Genomic DNA, 17,532 nt, shown 5'->3' on the forward strand with positions numbered 1-17,532 from the left:
GATCATGGCTGGCATCAATGATGCAGCCGAGCCGGGTATCGAATTGATGGCTATCCCCGTTCCCGTATCGTCCGGGCCTGCATCGTTGATGCAGGAAGGGGTGTGGTTTGTCGAGTCGATGCGTCAGCAGCAGGGTGCTTATAACGAGAGTGTGGTCTTGCATCTTCGCGGTTCACTCGATGTGGCTGTGCTTGAGCGTGCGTTATCACACGTGATCGCGCGTCACGCCGCACTGCGCACTTGTTTTGTAGAGAGTCGGGGAGGACTCGTGCAATGCGTTGCGTCCGTACCGTCGGTAGTGCTGTCAGTCGCGCCCGCGTTGCAGGATGACGAGCAATTGTTGGCCAGTTGGATCAAAGGTGTCACGCTCCCAGGGTTCAATCTGCGAACAGGGCCTTTGTTTCGTGCAGAGCTCGGCACGTTAGCAACTGACCATCACGTATTGGTCATTGCTGTGCATCACATCGTCGTCGATGGGTGGTCGCTTGGAATATTCAGGCGCGATCTCTCAGCATTTTACGGTGCTTTGGTGCGACAGGTGGATGTCCAATTACCTGAAATACTTACCACGCCAAGTGCCTATTCGGCACGGCAGCGGGCTTTTGTGGCCAGCGCCGCCGGGGAGGCCGCAGGTCGTTTCTGGTGCAGCCAACTGCGTGATCGTCCGCTGCGTCCGTTGCTGGTACAGCGCCCCGGGATGGCCGACCACGCCGTCCATGAGCGACTGGCTCCGCCACAGGCTTTGATCGACGGCGCTTCAGCCTTGGCTCGGCAGGCAAGAACGAGCGTGTTCGTGGTCATGCTGTCAGCGGTCGCTGTCGCCTTGGCCAAAATGACTGGAGAGAAGGACCTGGTGATTGCGACCGACTTCAGCGATCGGGGCCTGCCCGAGCTGGAGCCAATGATCGGACTGCTGGTGAATCAATTGCCCTTGCGCCTGAACATTGGTCATGTGAAGACGACGCAGGCGTTACTTGCCCATGTCCATGGAGTTTGTATCGCTGCTCTAACACACAAGGACTTGCCGTACCCGATGATTGCGCGTGCGTGCAAGGATGTGCCGGGAGCGGGCGCTGAGTTCGCGGTAAAGTTTGTGCTTCATAGCATGCCGATGCATACATTGGATATGCCAGGTCTGGCCGTCGAGCAGGTTGAGATCGAGCCCATGCGGGCGAAGTTCCCGTTGCTCATCGAGCTTTGGGATGCGCAGGCCGGCATGCGTGGCGATATGGTCGGTTCTGCGCATTACACCGATTCAGCTTGGTTGGGAGCACTGCACCGCGGTCTTTTCTCCACGCTTGAACAGATGGTCGCCGACCCTGGCGCCTCGATTTTCCCCGATGAGGCTGGTGTGCCTCCACCCGTGGTCGCCCCGGCAGCCTTTATCGCTCGGCGGGTACCGGTTGCCGTTGGAGCCTTGGCCCGTATCGTACGCAATGACGTCCCCGGAGCACTGCCCGCGACGGTCATTGCCAGTCATGCCAAGGTTGATGCGCGAGCATGGGTTCGACAATCAGCTGTTGAACTCAACAACCTGCTGGTTGAAACCGGAGCTGTGTTATTGCGCGGATTCCATGTCGACAGTGCTCAGCATTTCAGTGACATCGTGCGCGCCTTTAACACCGATGTAATGGATTATGTGCAGTGCTCGACTCCTCGTATTGCCGTGCTCGATAAGGTCTATACGTCCACCGAGTACCCGGCGGATCAGGAGATTTTTTTCCATAATGAAAACTCATACGCCTCCGTTTGGCCTGAGCAGATTGCATTTTGGTGTGACCAGCCTGCTGCCGCAGGTGGCAGGACACCGATTGCCGATGGCCGCAAAGTCCTCGCAAGCTTACCTGGCTATGTGAAAGAGGCTTTCGAATCACGTGGGCTGTTGTATCGCCGCCAGTTCAGCCCCGGGATGGGGATTGCCTGGGAGCAAACATTCGGTGTTCGCAACCGGAGCGAACTCCAAGAGCGATTCGGGCCTCAGGGTTATCAATTTGAATGGCTGGGTGAACATACCTTGGTCGCGCGCTTTCGGGCTCCCGCCGTAGTGACTCATCCCGTCAGCGGCGACAGGAGCTGGTTCAACCATGCCAGTCTGTTCCACCGGGCTGCTTTGCCAGAGATGCTGCGCCGACACTTCCAGGATCATGATCCCGATGGGATGGCAACCTCGACATTCTTCGGTGATGGCGAGCCCATACCCGACTCGTGGATTGAAATAATCCGTGATACCTACCGGCGCAATGCCGTGCATTTCGACTGGCAGCAGGGTGACATTCTGTTGCTGGATAACCGACTTATGGCTCACGGCCGCGAAACCTACACCCCACCTCGACGAATACTCGTCAGCATGGCAGGTGGTTCGCGTCACTGAGCAAGACCAGATAAAAGGGAATTTATACATGGCGTCACATTTCGAGCCTGCGCCTCATCAAGTGCATTTCTGGGCGGTCGACCAGCAAACCGGGGACGATCAAGTGTCCACGGTAAGTGCATATGCTCGCATTCAAGGGGCCAGTAGCGACCTTAAACAGCTGCATGCGCATCTGCTGACCGTCTGGGATCTGCACCAGGGGTTGCGTTCCAGGCTTGAAGTGCCGGAAGGGTTTTCCGAGCCCCTGCTCGCTGTGGACGAATCGGCGGCACCCTGCATCGTCTCGTTGTCGCTGGAGGCAGTGGACAGTGAAGAGTGGTTGCGTGGTTTCCACGAACAAGTGGGAGAGGCCGAGCGAAACACTGCGAATCAGCATTGGCTTCAAGGCGGTGCGGTGCTTGCGGTCGCACCGGACGGTCTGATTCATGTGTCACTGCACCACCGCGCCGAGGTGGTCGATACCGCCAGCCTCGTCATGATTCTTGAGGATGTGGCACGGCGAATCGACGCTCTGCCCGAAGTCCACAGAATCCCCTTTGCTGACGTCGCGGGCTGGTTGTTGACGTCGATGCCTTCCGGCGAAACCTCCGTACCGACCAGGGTTGGGCAGCGTCCGGCACGCTGCTCGATGCAACTGAAGGTCGCGAGGGAACCCCTGGTCTCATTGTTTCCGGACGCTTGCGTGGAGGCGGTCCTGCTCGCCGCATGGGCTTCATTGGTGGCCCGCATGAACACCGTTCATGCTATCTCGGTGGAGGTCTGCACCGACGTTCGAACAGTGGTCGGCGACAGCGCGGGCGTCGGGCCGTATTCGATGCCGAGGGTTCAGTGTGTATCGGTCGAAGAGCAGGTGTCGTTCCAGGACGTGGTGCGCCAGGTGCACCTGGATATCTGCGAGCCCGTGGATGTTACGACCTTCATGCTCCCGGCACAGGCGTGCAACTACTCGTTCTTATATACCCGGATCGAGAAGAGGATCGAGATCGGACGGGTCAGCATTGAAGTCGGCGAGTTGCAATATTCGGCATCCGGCGTGCCATTGGTCCTTTCATGTGTGGATTCAGGCACATCCCTGCAAGTGAATATCAGCGCCGACCCGTCGTTGTATGACGTGCAATTGCTTGAGCATATAGTCCAGGGCTACTCCGCGATTTTGGCGACCATCCTGCAACAGCCCGATGCGATCGCTTTGCAGATGCCTCTGACTGCAGACCCGAAGCAGCTCGCTGCGCAGATGCAAGTGTCGGGGCCGGCATCTACTCAATACCTGCCATTTCCCCTGTTGTTGCAACGCACCTTGGGCTGGGCCAGCGAGCGGATTGCTTTGCGTTGCGGCGGGCAAGCCTGGAGTTACAAAACCCTTGATGCCGTGGCGAGTGGCATGCGCGTGCAGCTCGAGGCCGCGGGTGGCCGACGAGGTGACGTCATCGCGTTGATGATGCCACGCTCGCCGGAGCTGATCGCCGCAATGGTGGCGGTGATGCGCATGGGCGGCGTGTTTCTGCCGCTCGATATCAGCGCGCCGGCCCGACGCTTGGGTTACGTGCTTGATAATGCCGAAGCGGCGTTGGTCATGGTCGACCCGACAAGGCACGAACATCCGGCATTGGCGAACCGCCGCTGTGTCTTGGTACAGGATGAGGCCTTGCCGGTTGACCCCGCAGCCCAAGACGAGCCGGTGCTGCTCGAGCCGGATGACTTGGCGTATGTGCTCTATACCTCGGGTTCCACCGGACAGCCCAAGGGCGTCGAACTGACTCACGGTGGATTGTCCAATTACCTCCAGTACGCCGCTCATGCTTATGAACTCGATAAGGGGCGTGGGGCTGTCGTTCAATCGCCAGTGACCTTTGACCTGACCCTGACTGCCTTGCTCGGCCCCTTGCTGGTCGGGCAGACGGTGATCCTCATCGAAGACGATGCGGTCAACGGTGCTGGAGCGCAGATTGAAACTGTGCGTGATGAGTTGATCGCCGGGAACTTGACCCTGCTCAAGGCAACCCCTTCGTACTTGCAATTGATCAATGAAATCCTCCCCGAGAAGCATTTCAAGGGTGCAGTACATAGCCTGGTAGTTGGCGGTGAAATGTTGCACTGGGATGTCATTGCGCCTTGGCTGGCCGACGGTGTCACCACAAGAATTTTCAACGAGTACGGGCCGACGGAAACCGTGGTGGGTTCGATTTGTCACGAGGCGACCCGTGACGATGTTCGCATGGGGCATGTGCCGATTGGTATGCCCGTCGACTACACGCATATTCTGGTGTTGGATTCCCAGGGGAACCCGGTGCCGTCCGATGTGTTCGGTGAAATTTGTATTGGCGGCAGGGGTGTCGGTCGTGGCTATCGTAACCTGCCCGAATTGACGCAAAGGTCGTTCGTGACGCTGCCCTGGTTTGACACGCCACAGCGCTTCTACCGTACAGGAGACCTGGGACGGGTGCGGGCCAGTGGCGAAATTGAGTTGGTTGGCCGGATTGATGCGCAAATGAAGGTCAACGGTGTGCGTATCGAGCCAGGGGAAATTGAAGCCTTGCTGTTGGCGCATTGCCGAATCAGTGCAGCGGCGGTGATGAAAATCAGCGAGGGGGCCAGTGAGACGCTCAAGGCATATGTGGTCCCGGGTAATTCTGACCTGCCTGATTTGCTCGGTATGCAGGCTTGTCTCATGGAGCATTTGCCCGCGGCCATGGTGCCGGGGCAGATCGTAGCGGTTGCCGGCTTTCCACTGACGCGTCACGGAAAACTCGATCGCGAGGCATTGCTGGCAATGGCGCACATCGACTCGCTCAAGGTCGGCGCAGTCGAAAGCAAGACTCGGCCCGTCACGCCCTTGGAGAGCCTTCTGGTGGATGTCTGGTGCCGAACCCTGGGGCTGACCGATGTCGGTACCGATGAAGACTTTTTCAGTTTGGGGGGCGATTCGATACGCAGTATTGCGTTGGTCGGTGAAGCTCGTCTGCAGGGCGTGGAAATCACGGTCGCCGAGGTGTTTGCCAACCGCACGATTCAAGCCCTTGCCCAAGCCTGCCAAGCTCAAAAGGTAAGCCCTGAACAACCCGTGGAGCGCTTTGCACTGCTTGACGAACAGGATAGGCGCCGGCTGCCCCAGGGGCTTGAAGATGCCTATCCAATGGCCACATTGCAGCTGGCAATGGTCTACCACAACGAACACGGCGGCAGCGATGCGCTGTACCACGACATATTCAGCTACCATCTGCGATTTGCGCCGGATGTGGCGCTACTGACTCTGGCGGCGCGCCAGCTTGTGCAAAACTACGAAGTCCTGCGTACTACGTTCGACTTGGTGTCGTACAGCCAGCCGCTGCAACTGGTTCACCCCCATGGACCGGACATGCTGATTGTCGAAGATATCAGCCAGCTGTCGCTTGAGCAGCAGTCGGCCGTCGTTGAACGGTACATGGCTGAGGAAAAGAGTCGTCGTTTCGATATCGAAGCCCTGCCGATGATGCGCTTGATGCTGCACATCCGTGGTGATGGAACGGTGCAGTTGACCATGAGTTTCCATCATGCGCTGATCGATGGCTGGAGCGATGTGGTCATCCTCACAGAACTGTTCGAGCTGTATTTTGCACTGCTTGCCGACACGCTCCCTACGCCAGCCCCCAAGGCCCGATACGCAGAGTTCGTCAAGCTGGAACAAGCCACCATCGCCGACCCCGTCGCCCGCGAGTTCTGGCGCAAAGAACTTGAAGGTTATCGGTTCGTGCCGCTGCCCCGTGCCGTGGCAGTGAAACAGGGTGTCCATGTACACCCTATATCGCTGCCTACCCCGGTGGCAGAGCGACTGAAGCAAATCGCGCAGGACAACGACCTGCCCCTCAAGAGCCTTTTGTTTGCCATCCACTTGAAGGTAATGGCCCTTCTTCGCCAGCAGGACGACTGTGCGTCATCGATTGTAGTCAACGGTCGGCCCGAAACCCTGGACGGCGATCGTATGGTCGGCCTGTTCATCAATAGCATTCCGGTCCGAATCCAGCTGGAAGACGAAAGCTGGATAGACTTGGCCCGCCGTGTCGTTTCCCGCGAGCGTGACTTGCTCGTTCATCGACGCCTGCCGTTCGCCGAAATCAAAACCCTGGCTGGCGGGGATGCGATCAGCGAAACGCTGTTCTATTTCACCAACTACTACATTGCCCGCAAGCTCAAGCAAGAACATGGAGTGGAGCTGCTCAAGCTGTCCGGACATGAGGCTTCGAGCTTCAAACTGGTGGCGAATTTCTGGGTGGAACCCTTCACTGAGGAAGTCAAGGCATCACTGGCCGTCGACCGAAGTGTGGTGGATGAGACGCTGTTGATGAAGCTCAGTGAGTGCTACGAACGTGCCCTGTCTTCCATCGCAGAGACTCCCTATGCACACCACAGTGATCTGAAGCTCCGGGACAGCAGCGATGTACAAGCGCATGCCGATTTCACGGTAGAACGCGCGATTGTATCGCGCGCGACGCTCAGCCCCGGCTCTAATGCGCTGATACATCGCAATACGCACGTATCGTTTGCCGAGCTCGCGCAGCGCGTACAGGCTTGTGCCCAACGCTTGCGCAGTCAGGGGGTAATGCCGGGGGACCGGGTGGGGCTGTGCGCGACAATGACACCGGCGTTCGTCATCGCCATGCTGGCGACCATGCGTTGCGGGGCGGTGTATGTGCCATTGGCGACTAACCAGCCGCCTGCTCGCCTGAGGCTGATCCTGGAGGACTCACAACCCAGCCTGGTACTGACGGACCTGCGGGGGCGCACGCTATTGCATGAAGCAACCCCGTGTGCCGACCTGATTGAAATGACACAGGTCTCTGCCGATCTGGCGGCTCTGGACGTGTCCCTGAGTAAGGCCGAGGGCTTGGCCTATCTTTCCTATACATCGGGCTCGACGGGTAAACCCAAGGGCGTCGCGGTTTCGCAAGCCAGCCTGTCGAGTTTCTGCGCGGCGATGAGCGATCTCTTGTCATCTGACTCTGCGTCAGTGTGGCTGTCGGGGACCAGTGTCGGGTTTGATATTTCGCTGCTCGAACTGCTGTTTCCGTTGACTGAAGGCCACACCGTTGTCCTTCATGACGATACTCAAGCGTTGCTGCCAAGTGTTTCATCTGGCAGGAAGAACCCGCGGTCCGGCCCGGACATGAGTTTGTTTTTCTTTGCCAGTGAAGCGCCTGACGACGCTTATCGGCTTCTGCTTGAGTCTGCCCGGCGCGCCGACGCGATGGGCTTTAACGCAATCTGGACTCCCGAGCGGCATTTCAACGCTTTTGGTGGGCCATTCCCCAACCCATCCATAACCAGTGCAGCGCTGGCCATGGTCACCCAGCGTCTGCAGATTCGTGCGGGCAGCCTGGTAATGCCTTTGCATGATCCCGTGCGAGTGGCTGAAGATTGGGCGATGGTGGACCAGCTTTCCTCCGGTCGTGTGGGTTTGTCCATCGGCTCGGGCTGGCATCCTGACGATTTTGTCCTGGCCAGAGAGCCGCATGCGCAACGACGCCAGAGCATGGAGGAGGGGATCGATGTACTCACACGTCTTTGGCGGGGTGAGGCTGTTTCGGTTCGTGACAGTGATGGTTCGACGCGATCGGTCAGTACCCTGCCTAGACCGGTTCAGGCCCAACTGCCTATCTGGCTTTCCGCCGCCGGCGGTCGTGAAACGTTTGAACTGGCGGGTTATTCCGGTTTCGGCGTACTGACGCACTTGTTGGCTCAGGATGTCGAAGGGCTCACGGAGAACATCGCGAGTTACCGTCGTGCCTCCCGCGAGAAAACTCATGTGGCCTTGATGCTCCATAGCTATGTAGGTACCTCTGCGCAACAGGCGCTGGATGTCGCCGGTGGCCCATTGCGTCAATACCTTGATGGGGCGATGAATCTGGCCAGCCCGGCGACGGGGCGCGAGGGTGACTCCCGTGCGCGTGACGCGCTGTTGGAGCAGGCGGTTCAGCGCTATCTGGAAAGCGCCAGCCTCATCGGTTCTGTCGAGGAGTGCGTCGAGCGCGCACGCGATCTCCATCGACGCGGTGTGGATGAGCTGGCGTGCCTGATTGACTTCGGGATCGATGCCAACCAGGTGCTTGAGAACCTTGAGCGTCTCGACGAAGTGCGGGCCAGGGCCGGTGAGATCGCCTCAGTGAGTGACGACCATTCCCTCGCCGCGCTGATTGAGCGCCATGGTGTCACGCACTTCCAATGCACACCGACCCTACTGCGCGAACTGATGGCCAACCCGCGTACAGGCCGTGCTCTGCGCAGTCTCGACGTACTGCTGGTAGGCGGGGAAGTCTTGCCTGAAACCCTGGCTCAACGCCTGCGCCGGGAAGGGCCGTCGAGAGTCCTGCACATGTATGGGCCTACGGAAGCGACCATCTGGGTCAGCGGCAGCGAGTTAAGCGATGCAGTGCTGACGTTGGGGCAACCGTTGAGCAACAGCAGCTTGCATGTCCTGGATGACGAGGGTCAGCCGGTGCGGGATGAGGAACCTGGGGAGATTCACATCGCCGGTGCCTGCTTGGCCAATGGTTACTGGAACAATGCGCCACTGACCGCCACCGCATTCGTCGACGGTCTGGTGCCGAACCAGGGGCGGCTGTATCGCACCGGTGACATCGGTATGCGACTGGCCGATGGCAAGATCAAGTTTCTCGGCCGCAAGGACCGGCAGCTCAAGATCATGGGCCAACGTATCGAACCCGGTGAGATTGAGCATGTCTTGATGACCCATCCGGCGGTTGCCGACTGTGCCGTGGTACTGGAGGCTGATCAGTTGGTTGCCGCCATCGTGCCGGCCACCGGTCAAGTGCTGTCGGAGGACGCGCTGCGGCATTTCGCCCTGGATCACCTGCCGCTGGGTATGGTGCCCGTCCGTTTTCTCGTGATGCCGCGCCTGCCGCGTACGCCGAATGGCAAGCTGGATGCGTCCGGCATTCTCAGTCTGGTTGGCACATCGTCGGCCTCCACCGTGCCGGTTATCGAGCCAGCACCGGAAACGGCACTGAGCACACGCATTTCACAGCTATGGGCGCGAACATTGGGTGCGGCGCCAGCCAGTGCGGATGCGCATTTCTTTCGTTCCGGTGGCAACTCATTGAAGGCGATGTTGTTCGCCAAGCATTTGAGCGAAGCACTGAGCGTCGATGTCACGGTGCGCACTGTCTTCGAAAACGCCACGGTCGAAGCGTTGACTCGCTGGATTTCGCAGCAGGCGCCGGTGACGCTGGAGGCTCGCACGGCCACTGTAGAGCAGCCTCATTCAGTTCATCCGCTGAGCTTCTCCCAAAGCAGCTTGTGGGCGATGGTGCAGTTGGCGCCGCAGTCGATGGCGTATAACGATGCGATGTTGGTGGAGGCCTGTGGCTCCCTATCGATCGAGCGTGTACGCGCAGCGGTCGAGTGCGTTATCGCTCGGCATGAGTGCCTGCGCAGCCGCTTCTTCGAAGAGCATGGCGTTGGCCGCGTCAGGTATGTGCAGTCGTGCGCTTTTGATTTCGAAACGGTCGACCTGCGCGAGCTCGACCAATCCCAGCGCATCGACGCGGGTATCGCCCTGGCGCGTGAGGTGGCGCGCAAGGGCTTCGATCTGGAGCAAGGGCCTTTGCTGCGTATGCTGGTCACCCGTTTGGGGGAGGAGCACTACCAGTTGCTGCTGGTGGTGCACCATATCGTTTCCGATGGCTGGTCACTGGCGTTGTTCATGCGCGAGATAGCGGCCAAGTACGCCGAGCCGGAGCGCGCGCTCCCACCGCTTGCGTTGACATACTCTGAGTTCGTTCGTCGCCAGCAGGACCATTTGGCGCCGGCGCTCAAGTCGGAACAGTTGCGATATTGGCGGGAACAGCTGGCGGACCTGCCGGTTCCGTTCGAACTGCCCCTGGATTACTCGCGGTCCCATGCTCTGGACAATCAGGGCGCGATTACCAGCCTGTTCATCGTACAGCCGCTGCTGAAGGCGCTCGACGAACTGGCAGTGCAGCAAGGTACTTCGACTCATATTCTGTTGGTTTCAGCACTGGCTGTTGTGTTGATGCGCATGTCGGGTCGTACCGACATCGTTGTAGGTTCGGACAGTGCCAATCGCTTGTCGCCTGACACCCAGGAGCTGGGCGGGTTGCTGGTCAACCAACTGGCGATCCGTTGCGATCTGTCGGCAGACCCGTCGTTCGCGCAGCTCCTGGCGCGTGTGCATGGCACTGCACTGGATGCCTACGATCACCAGGACCTGCCGTTCCAGATGATCGTCAACGATCTCAGCCCACAACGGGAGGTGTTCAGGAACCCGATTTTCCAGGTTGCTTTCACCCTGCAAGAGACGTTCGATTTCACGGTGGACAGCCTGTCGCAATTGACACTCAAGCCCTTGCCGTTCGACATTGGCATTGCGCGCCTGGATCTGGAATTCAACGCCCACAGAACCAGCCAGGGCCTGACGTTGCAGGCCATCTATAACAACCAGCTGTACAAAGTCGAGACGGTCGACCGACTGCTTGATTGTTTGTTGCGGTTGCTGCAGGGCGTGTTGCTCGAGCCTGGCCGACCTATCAGCCAGATCGATATCATTGGCGACGCCGAAAAAGACCGCCTGCTTAATCAGTTTAACCAGACAGCGGTGGCGTGGGAGCAACGGTCGTTTCTTGAGATCTTTGCCGATTGGGTGACGCGTACTCCCGATGCCCAAGCCGTGGTAGGCGAATCGGGCGCCTTGAGCTACCTCGAACTGGACGAGCAGGCCCGTTTGCTTGCGCTGCGTTTGCGGACGGAGGGTGTGCAGTCCGGTGACGTGGTGGCCGTTATCTGCCATCGAGATGTGCCATTGCTGGTGTCGATGCTGGCGTTATGGCGAGTGTCGGCGGTTTACCTGCCGCTGGACCCCAACTGGCCATCGCGACGCATTGGTGAATTGTTGCTGGAGTCGAGCGTCAGGCATGTGCTGTGTACCGATGACCTGACGCCCAGCGTTGGTGATGCCTGCTTGGTGGCGCGCCAGGCAGGCCAGGAAGTCGGGATTATCGACCTGCCTGTTCGCTTGGTGGTGCCCCTCGCGGGGGGGGAGGACATCAAACCTAATGAGGATGTTGCTGACGCTGCAGCGTATGTGATGTTCACGTCTGGCTCCACCGGCAGGCCCAAAGGGGCTATCGTGCAGCACCGCGGCATGATGAATCACCTGTGGGCCAAGATCAGCGACCTGTCGTTGCAGACCGGGGACTGCGTAGCACAGACAGCACCGCAGACCTTCGATATCTGCGTGTGGCAGATGTTGTCGGCGCTGGTCGTTGGTGGGCGTGTGCGGATCTACGATGATGAAATGGCGCAAAACCCTCGTGCGCTCATCGATGCCATCGACCATGAGGCGGTCACCGTCTTGCAGGTGGTGCCCAGCTTCCTCGACTTGGCGATCACCGCCGCCAGTGCGGCCGGTGCGTCGACGCTGTTTGCGAAGCTGCGTTGGCTGATCTCCACTGGCGAGCCGTTGACCGTGGCGCTGTGTCGTCGCTGGTTTGTGGTGTTCCCGAATATTCCGCTAATGAACGCCTATGGCCCGGCAGAATGTTCGGATGATGTGACCCATCACGTCATCACGCACATGCCGGAGGTCGATGCCGTATCCATTCCTATCGGGCGTCCGGTCGGTAACGTACGCATCTACCTGGTGGACGAGCACCTGAACATCGTGCCAATGGGGGCTGCCGGCGAGTTATGTGTCACTGGCATCGCCGTGGGCGCGGGGTATCTGAACAACCCGCAAGCGACCCAGCGGCAGTTCCTCGAAGACCCTTTCAATGCGGGCAGCCCGTATGGGCTGTACCGGACCGGTGATCTGGCACGCTGGCGCCCCGATGGCGTGCTCGAGTTTCTCGGACGCGTCGACAATCAGGTCAAGATCCGTGGATGCCGTATCGAGTTGGGTGAGGTCGAAGCGGTGCTCAATGAAGATGCCCTGGTACGCCAGAGTGTCGTGATTGCGGCGGGGGAGACGCAGACGCGATTGGTCGGTTACGTGGCCGCAGACTGGCCGCAAGTGGAGGCCTTCATCGCCGATCATGCCAACCATGATCGCACTGCGGAATGGCAGTCGATCTACGAATTTTACTATCAGGACGGTGATGAGCGCGCGGTTGAGCCGGCACACCCACAAGCGCCGATTGACCCGACTTTCGACACCCGAGGCTGGGTAGATAGTTTCACCTCCGACGCTATCCCCGCGCAGCAGATGCGTTCCTGGCTGGACCAGACCGTCGAGCGGATCCAGTCATTGAAGCCGCGCAGAATTCTGGAGATCGGCTGCGGTACCGGCATGCTGCTGTTCCGGCTCGCTGAGGGCTGCGAGCGTTATCGCGGGATCGACTTGTCTGCAGTGGTCATTTCCCAATTGCAAGTGTCGCTGGCCGAGCGACATCCGGATTGGGACCACGTGGAGGTCAGCCAATGCGCGGCCCATGAACTCGAGCTTATCGACGAGACAGGGTTTGACTGCATCATCCTCAACTCGGTGGTCCAGTACTTCCCAGGTGAGTCGTACCTGCGCAATGTATTGGAGGCGGCCAGCCGCAAGTTGGTGAAGGGCGGTCATATATTCCTGGGTGACATCCGTGCACTGGAAATGCTCGAACCGTTTCACCAAGCAGTGCAGTTGACCGGCAGTGAGGATGAGTTGTCGTTGGCCGAGTTGGCGGAGCGCACGCGTGTAGCGATCACCCGCGACAAGGAGCTATTGCTGTCCAATCGTTTCTTCAACGGGCTGCTGGCCGAAAGTGGCCTCGACGGTCGACCTGTCGGGGTGCGCAAGTGGCTCAAGCGCGGGCCGTTTGACAACGAGTTGGTGCGTTACAGACTGGATATCGTGCTGATGCTGGATACGCGCGCCAGCAACGTGATCGACAGCGTCACTTGGCAGGACGTGGCGGGATCGGGGATTGTGCAGCGACTGCGTGACAGTCGCGTCGAGACTCTGCTGATCACGGGCGTTCCGAATCTGCGGCTGGAGGCTGAGTGCCGAGCGGCCAGTTGCCTGGCCGCCAATGAATCGCTCAGGACTGTCGGTGAACTGCGTGAGCAGATGCGTCTGTTGGCGATGCCGACGAGGGTCTGCCCCGATGAGCTGATTCACGAGCTCGCTGTGCAAGGCTATGTGGTGCAGACGGGGTTCAGTTCCGTCAGCCAAGCAGCCTTCGGGTTCGATCTGCTGGTCAGTCGCCAGGAAATCTCCTGGCCGGTCGTGGAAGACATTGATACCGATGCCATCGCGTTGTCGAGCAATCCCCTGCGTAACCGTGCCCAACAGGTCCTATTGCAACGGCTGCGGGAAAAACTGGCTGAGCGCCTACCTAGCTATATGGTGCCTGGAACCCTGGTTGTATTGGACGACTTTCCACTGCTGCGCAACGGCAAAGTCAACCGGCGAGCGTTGCCGAAAGTGCAGTTGGTACAAGAAGAAACCCCGCTTGATGAGCCTCGTACCCAAGCCGAGCGCATTCTGTGCCAGATCTGGGGGGAGTTGCTCGGCGTCAAACGGGTAGGCATTCGAGCCAACTTCTTTGCGTTGGGCGGCGATTCGATTCTGGCAATCCAAATGGTTTCGATGGCGGCCAAGCAGGGCCTGAAACTTAAGACTCGGCAAGTGTTCCGTCATCAGACCATTGGCGACCTGGCTGCTGCCACTATCGGGCAGTTCAGTGAGGACAATCGAGACGAGCCGCTTCACGGTGACTTTGCGCTGGCGCCCAACCAAATGGATTTTTTTGTCGCGGGGCACGCGAACATCAACCATTGGAACCAGGCCGTCGTGCTGCACTGTAGCGAAGCGCTCAACGAGCCGCTCTTGCGCGACGCCTTGCGGCATCTGCTGCATCGCAACGACGCGCTGCGCATGCGTTTCGTCAATGAGCACGGGCGCTGGCATCAGGTGTATTCGCCGGTGGCAGAGTGTCCGGATATTCCGTTGACGCTTATCGCTCATGACAACACTGAAGCCTTCCAGGCTGCTGAAGCCCAACTCAACGCGGGCCTTTCGCTCGAGCACGGACCGATTATGCGAGTGGCCGTACAACCGGCTGGCGATGGCGGCACCTGCAAGATATTGCTGGTGGCACACCATTTGGTGATTGATGCGGTGTCGTGGCGGATTATCGTGGATCAACTGTCGCACTTGCTCCAGGCTCTGGCGGCGCAGCGTTCACCGATGTTACCGAGCAAAGGCGCGAGCTACAGGGAGTGGGTAGAGCGTCATATCGCCCTGGCGGAGTCCCAAGTACTGCGTGACCAATGGCCATTTTGGGTGGAGCAGGCGCGTGTGGGCCAGGCTCATCCGATTGCCGGATCGCCAGGAGGCGAACCGGCGGGTACCGCGATCATCACCACGATGATCGACTCGCACAGCGCTCACCGTTTGACCCAGCCAGCGCCGCGCCTGGCAGGTGCCAGCGTCGAAGAGGTGTTATTGACCGCCTTGATCCTTGGATTGAAACAGCGGTTTGGCAACAACGATGTGATCGTCCTCATGGAGGGGCATGGCCGGGATCTGTTTGATGAGCTGGACCTGAGCCAGACCGTTGGCTGGTTTGCGACGGAGTACCCCATGCGCCTGCGCGTCAACGAGCATGCGAATGTGGATCGGCAAATTGAGGGGCTGCTGGAGCAGATACGGTTCGCCAAAAGGCATCAGGTCGGTTTCGGCGTGCTCAAGCATTTCAGCCCTGACGCTTCGATGCGTCAGGCTTTGTCAGAGTTGCCACCTGCGGAAATCGCGTTCAACTATTTCGGCCGCGTTTCCCGGGCCGGTGGTGTTCCAGGCCCACTCAGCTTCATCGAGGCGGGCGGCGGAACGGTTCGCGACAGTATGAGTGTCAACCCTTGCGCGGTACAACTGGATGTCCTGGTGCGTGAGCAGGCGGTAGAGCTGCACTGGACACTTGACCTGGCACGGATCTCACGGGAGCGGGTGCTTGAAGTCGCCCGAGTGTTCGAGTCTGAATTGACCAAGGCGCTGGATATCCTTGAAGGCCGTGACGACACCACTCAGGAGCGGGTATCCGACCGCTTCGACTCAGTCGCCATTGAAGATCTTGGCGCTGCAATTTCAGAGATCAGTCAATAATGAATGTTGCTATGAGCAGACTATCGCCAGCCGCTCCCCGGAAGTTGGCAAGGCAGCCCCAAGACCTGATCTTTCGCGATCTGTTTTATGAGCTTGAGGGGTTCAGCGAGCGTGCACGAGTGATTGCCAAGCTCGAGGGCTTTAACATCACCGGGTCCATCAAGATCAAGACCGCGCTCGCGTTGCTCGATGACGCCGAAAGGCTGGGAGGGGCAGTGCCGGGCAAAACCACTATTGTGGAGTCGTCCTCCGGCAACCTAGGCGTGGCCCTCAGTTGCGCATGTCAGCAGCGCGGTTACCGTTTCATTTGTGCCACCGATCCATCCATGTCGCGCAGCAACCTGTTGGCAATGCGTGCCTATGGCGCGCAGATAGTCTCGGTGTCTGAACCTCACCCGGTTGAAGGTTTTGTGGGTGCCCGAATTGCCAGGGTGCGGCAGATAGTGCTCGAAGAGCCCGATTGCCTGTGGTTAAACCAGTATGCAAACCCGGCAAACAAAGGGGTGCATGCCCGGGAAACGGCGCGTGAAATCCTGGCGCACATCCCACGTCCCGACTGGCTGGTGTTGGGGGTCGGCACCTCTGGCACGTTCATGGGGTGCGCCGAGGTATTTCGCCGCGAGTCGCCCTCTACCCGCCTGGTTGCCGTCGATCCCGTTGGTTCCGTGATTTTCGGCGGGCCGGCGGGAGTTCGCAGGATCCCCGGGCTGGGAGGCGGCCGAGTGCCTGAGTTGTTGGATACCACTTTGCCAGATCAGGTCATACAGGTTGAGGAACGGGAGACCATACGGGCCTGTCGGCACATTGCCCGCAATTACAGTCTGCTGCTGGGTGGTTCTTCAGGCACGGTGTTGGCTGCGGTGCGTGCACTTGAGTCGCAATTCCAGGACGGGCAGACCGTGGTTGTGATCGCTCCGGATACCGGTGACAAGTACCTGGATACCATTTATGACGATGACTGGGTCATCGACCATTACGGCGCGTTGCCGACCGGTTACTGAATTTTTATTCAAGGAGCATGTTTTTTGAACGTTACCCCTTCATTCACCCTGGTTCCGGGTGTCGCCGTGACCGACGTCCTGGCCCGCGCCCACGATGCGATCGCCGAGGTTGTCGAGCAGGCCTATCTGTTGCATGCGCAGGGCCAGTCCGAGAACCCGGACAGTTACTTCCTGCGGTTTGCCGAAAAGCCTTCGGCGCGCATTATCGCGTTGCCAGCTTACCTGGGAGGTGCGTTCGATTGCGCCGGGCTTAAATGGATCTCCAGCTTTCCGACCAACGCCGCATTGGACCTGCCCCGGGCTTCTGCCGTGCTGGTTCTCAACGACTACACGACCGGGTTTCCAAGGGCCTGCCTGGAAGCCTCACAGATCAGTGCACATCGCACGGCGGCTTCGGCAGTGCTGGCGGCCGAGAGGTTGTCTGGACGTGGCCGTAGCAGTCAGCGTCTGGCGATTGTGGGGGCCGGCTTGATTGCACGGCATGTGGTCGAGTACCTCATCGGCCGCAACTGGTCACTGGGGGAGGTTGTGGTGCATGACCATCACGCTGATAGTGCCGACCGATTCTGTGGCTGGCTGGAGGGCAAATGCACATCTGCCCAACGCGCGGTAGACCTGGAGCAGGCTTGCCGCGACGCGGATCTGGTGGTGTTTGCCACCACTGCTGCCACGCCCTATGTTCACGATGCCGGTGTGTTTGCACAGGCGCCGACAGTGCTGCATTTGTCCTTGCGTGACCTGGCACCGGAAGTCATCGCCTCTGTGCAGAACATTACCGATGATGTGGAACACAGTATGAAGGCAAATACCTCGTTGCACCTGGCCGAGCAACAATTGGGTTCCAGGGCATTTGTCGCCGGTACGTTTGCCGATCTGGCGAGCGGCACGCTGCAACCGGATTTCTCCAGACCTCGAGTGTTTTCACCGTTCGGCCTGGGCGTACTGGATCTGGCCGTGGCGAGCCTGGTGCTCGAAGCGGCGACCAAGGCCGGTACAGCCATGGAGATCCCGGGGTTTCATATTCCCAATCTGTCCTGGTCAAGCTGAGGCGCCTGGGAGCGCTG

At 59.3% G+C, this 17,532-nt stretch carries 4 protein-coding genes; all 4 read left to right on the plus strand.

The features are described 5' to 3' along the window. Positions 1–4: 4 nt before the first annotated feature. On the plus strand, positions 5–2,371 hold the full coding sequence (locus BB029_RS13385; protein ID WP_065939518.1) for a condensation domain-containing protein: 2,367 nt from the start codon (positions 5–7) through the stop codon (positions 2,369–2,371). A gap of 1,234 nt (positions 2,372–3,605) precedes the next feature. Then, the gene (locus BB029_RS33770) at positions 3,606–15,467 is read left to right on the plus strand and encodes a non-ribosomal peptide synthetase (RefSeq protein WP_256558252.1); all 11,862 of its coding nucleotides are present in this window, start codon (positions 3,606–3,608) and stop codon (positions 15,465–15,467) included. 11 nt (positions 15,468–15,478) lie between these two features. Beyond that, a complete protein-coding gene (gene sbnA, locus BB029_RS13395; RefSeq protein WP_065939520.1) occupies positions 15,479–16,468 on the plus strand; it encodes a 2,3-diaminopropionate biosynthesis protein SbnA in 990 nt (329 codons plus the stop codon). A gap of 24 nt (positions 16,469–16,492) precedes the next feature. Next, positions 16,493–17,515 carry a 2,3-diaminopropionate biosynthesis protein SbnB gene (sbnB, locus tag BB029_RS13400; RefSeq protein ID WP_065939521.1) on the plus strand — a complete coding sequence of 341 codons (1,023 nt, stop codon included), beginning with the start codon at positions 16,493–16,495 and terminating at the stop codon, positions 17,513–17,515. Positions 17,516–17,532 lie beyond the last annotated feature (17 nt).

The sequence above is a fragment of the Pseudomonas sp. S3E12 genome (assembly GCF_001702295.1).
Classification (GTDB): domain Bacteria; phylum Pseudomonadota; class Gammaproteobacteria; order Pseudomonadales; family Pseudomonadaceae; genus Aquipseudomonas; species Aquipseudomonas marginalis.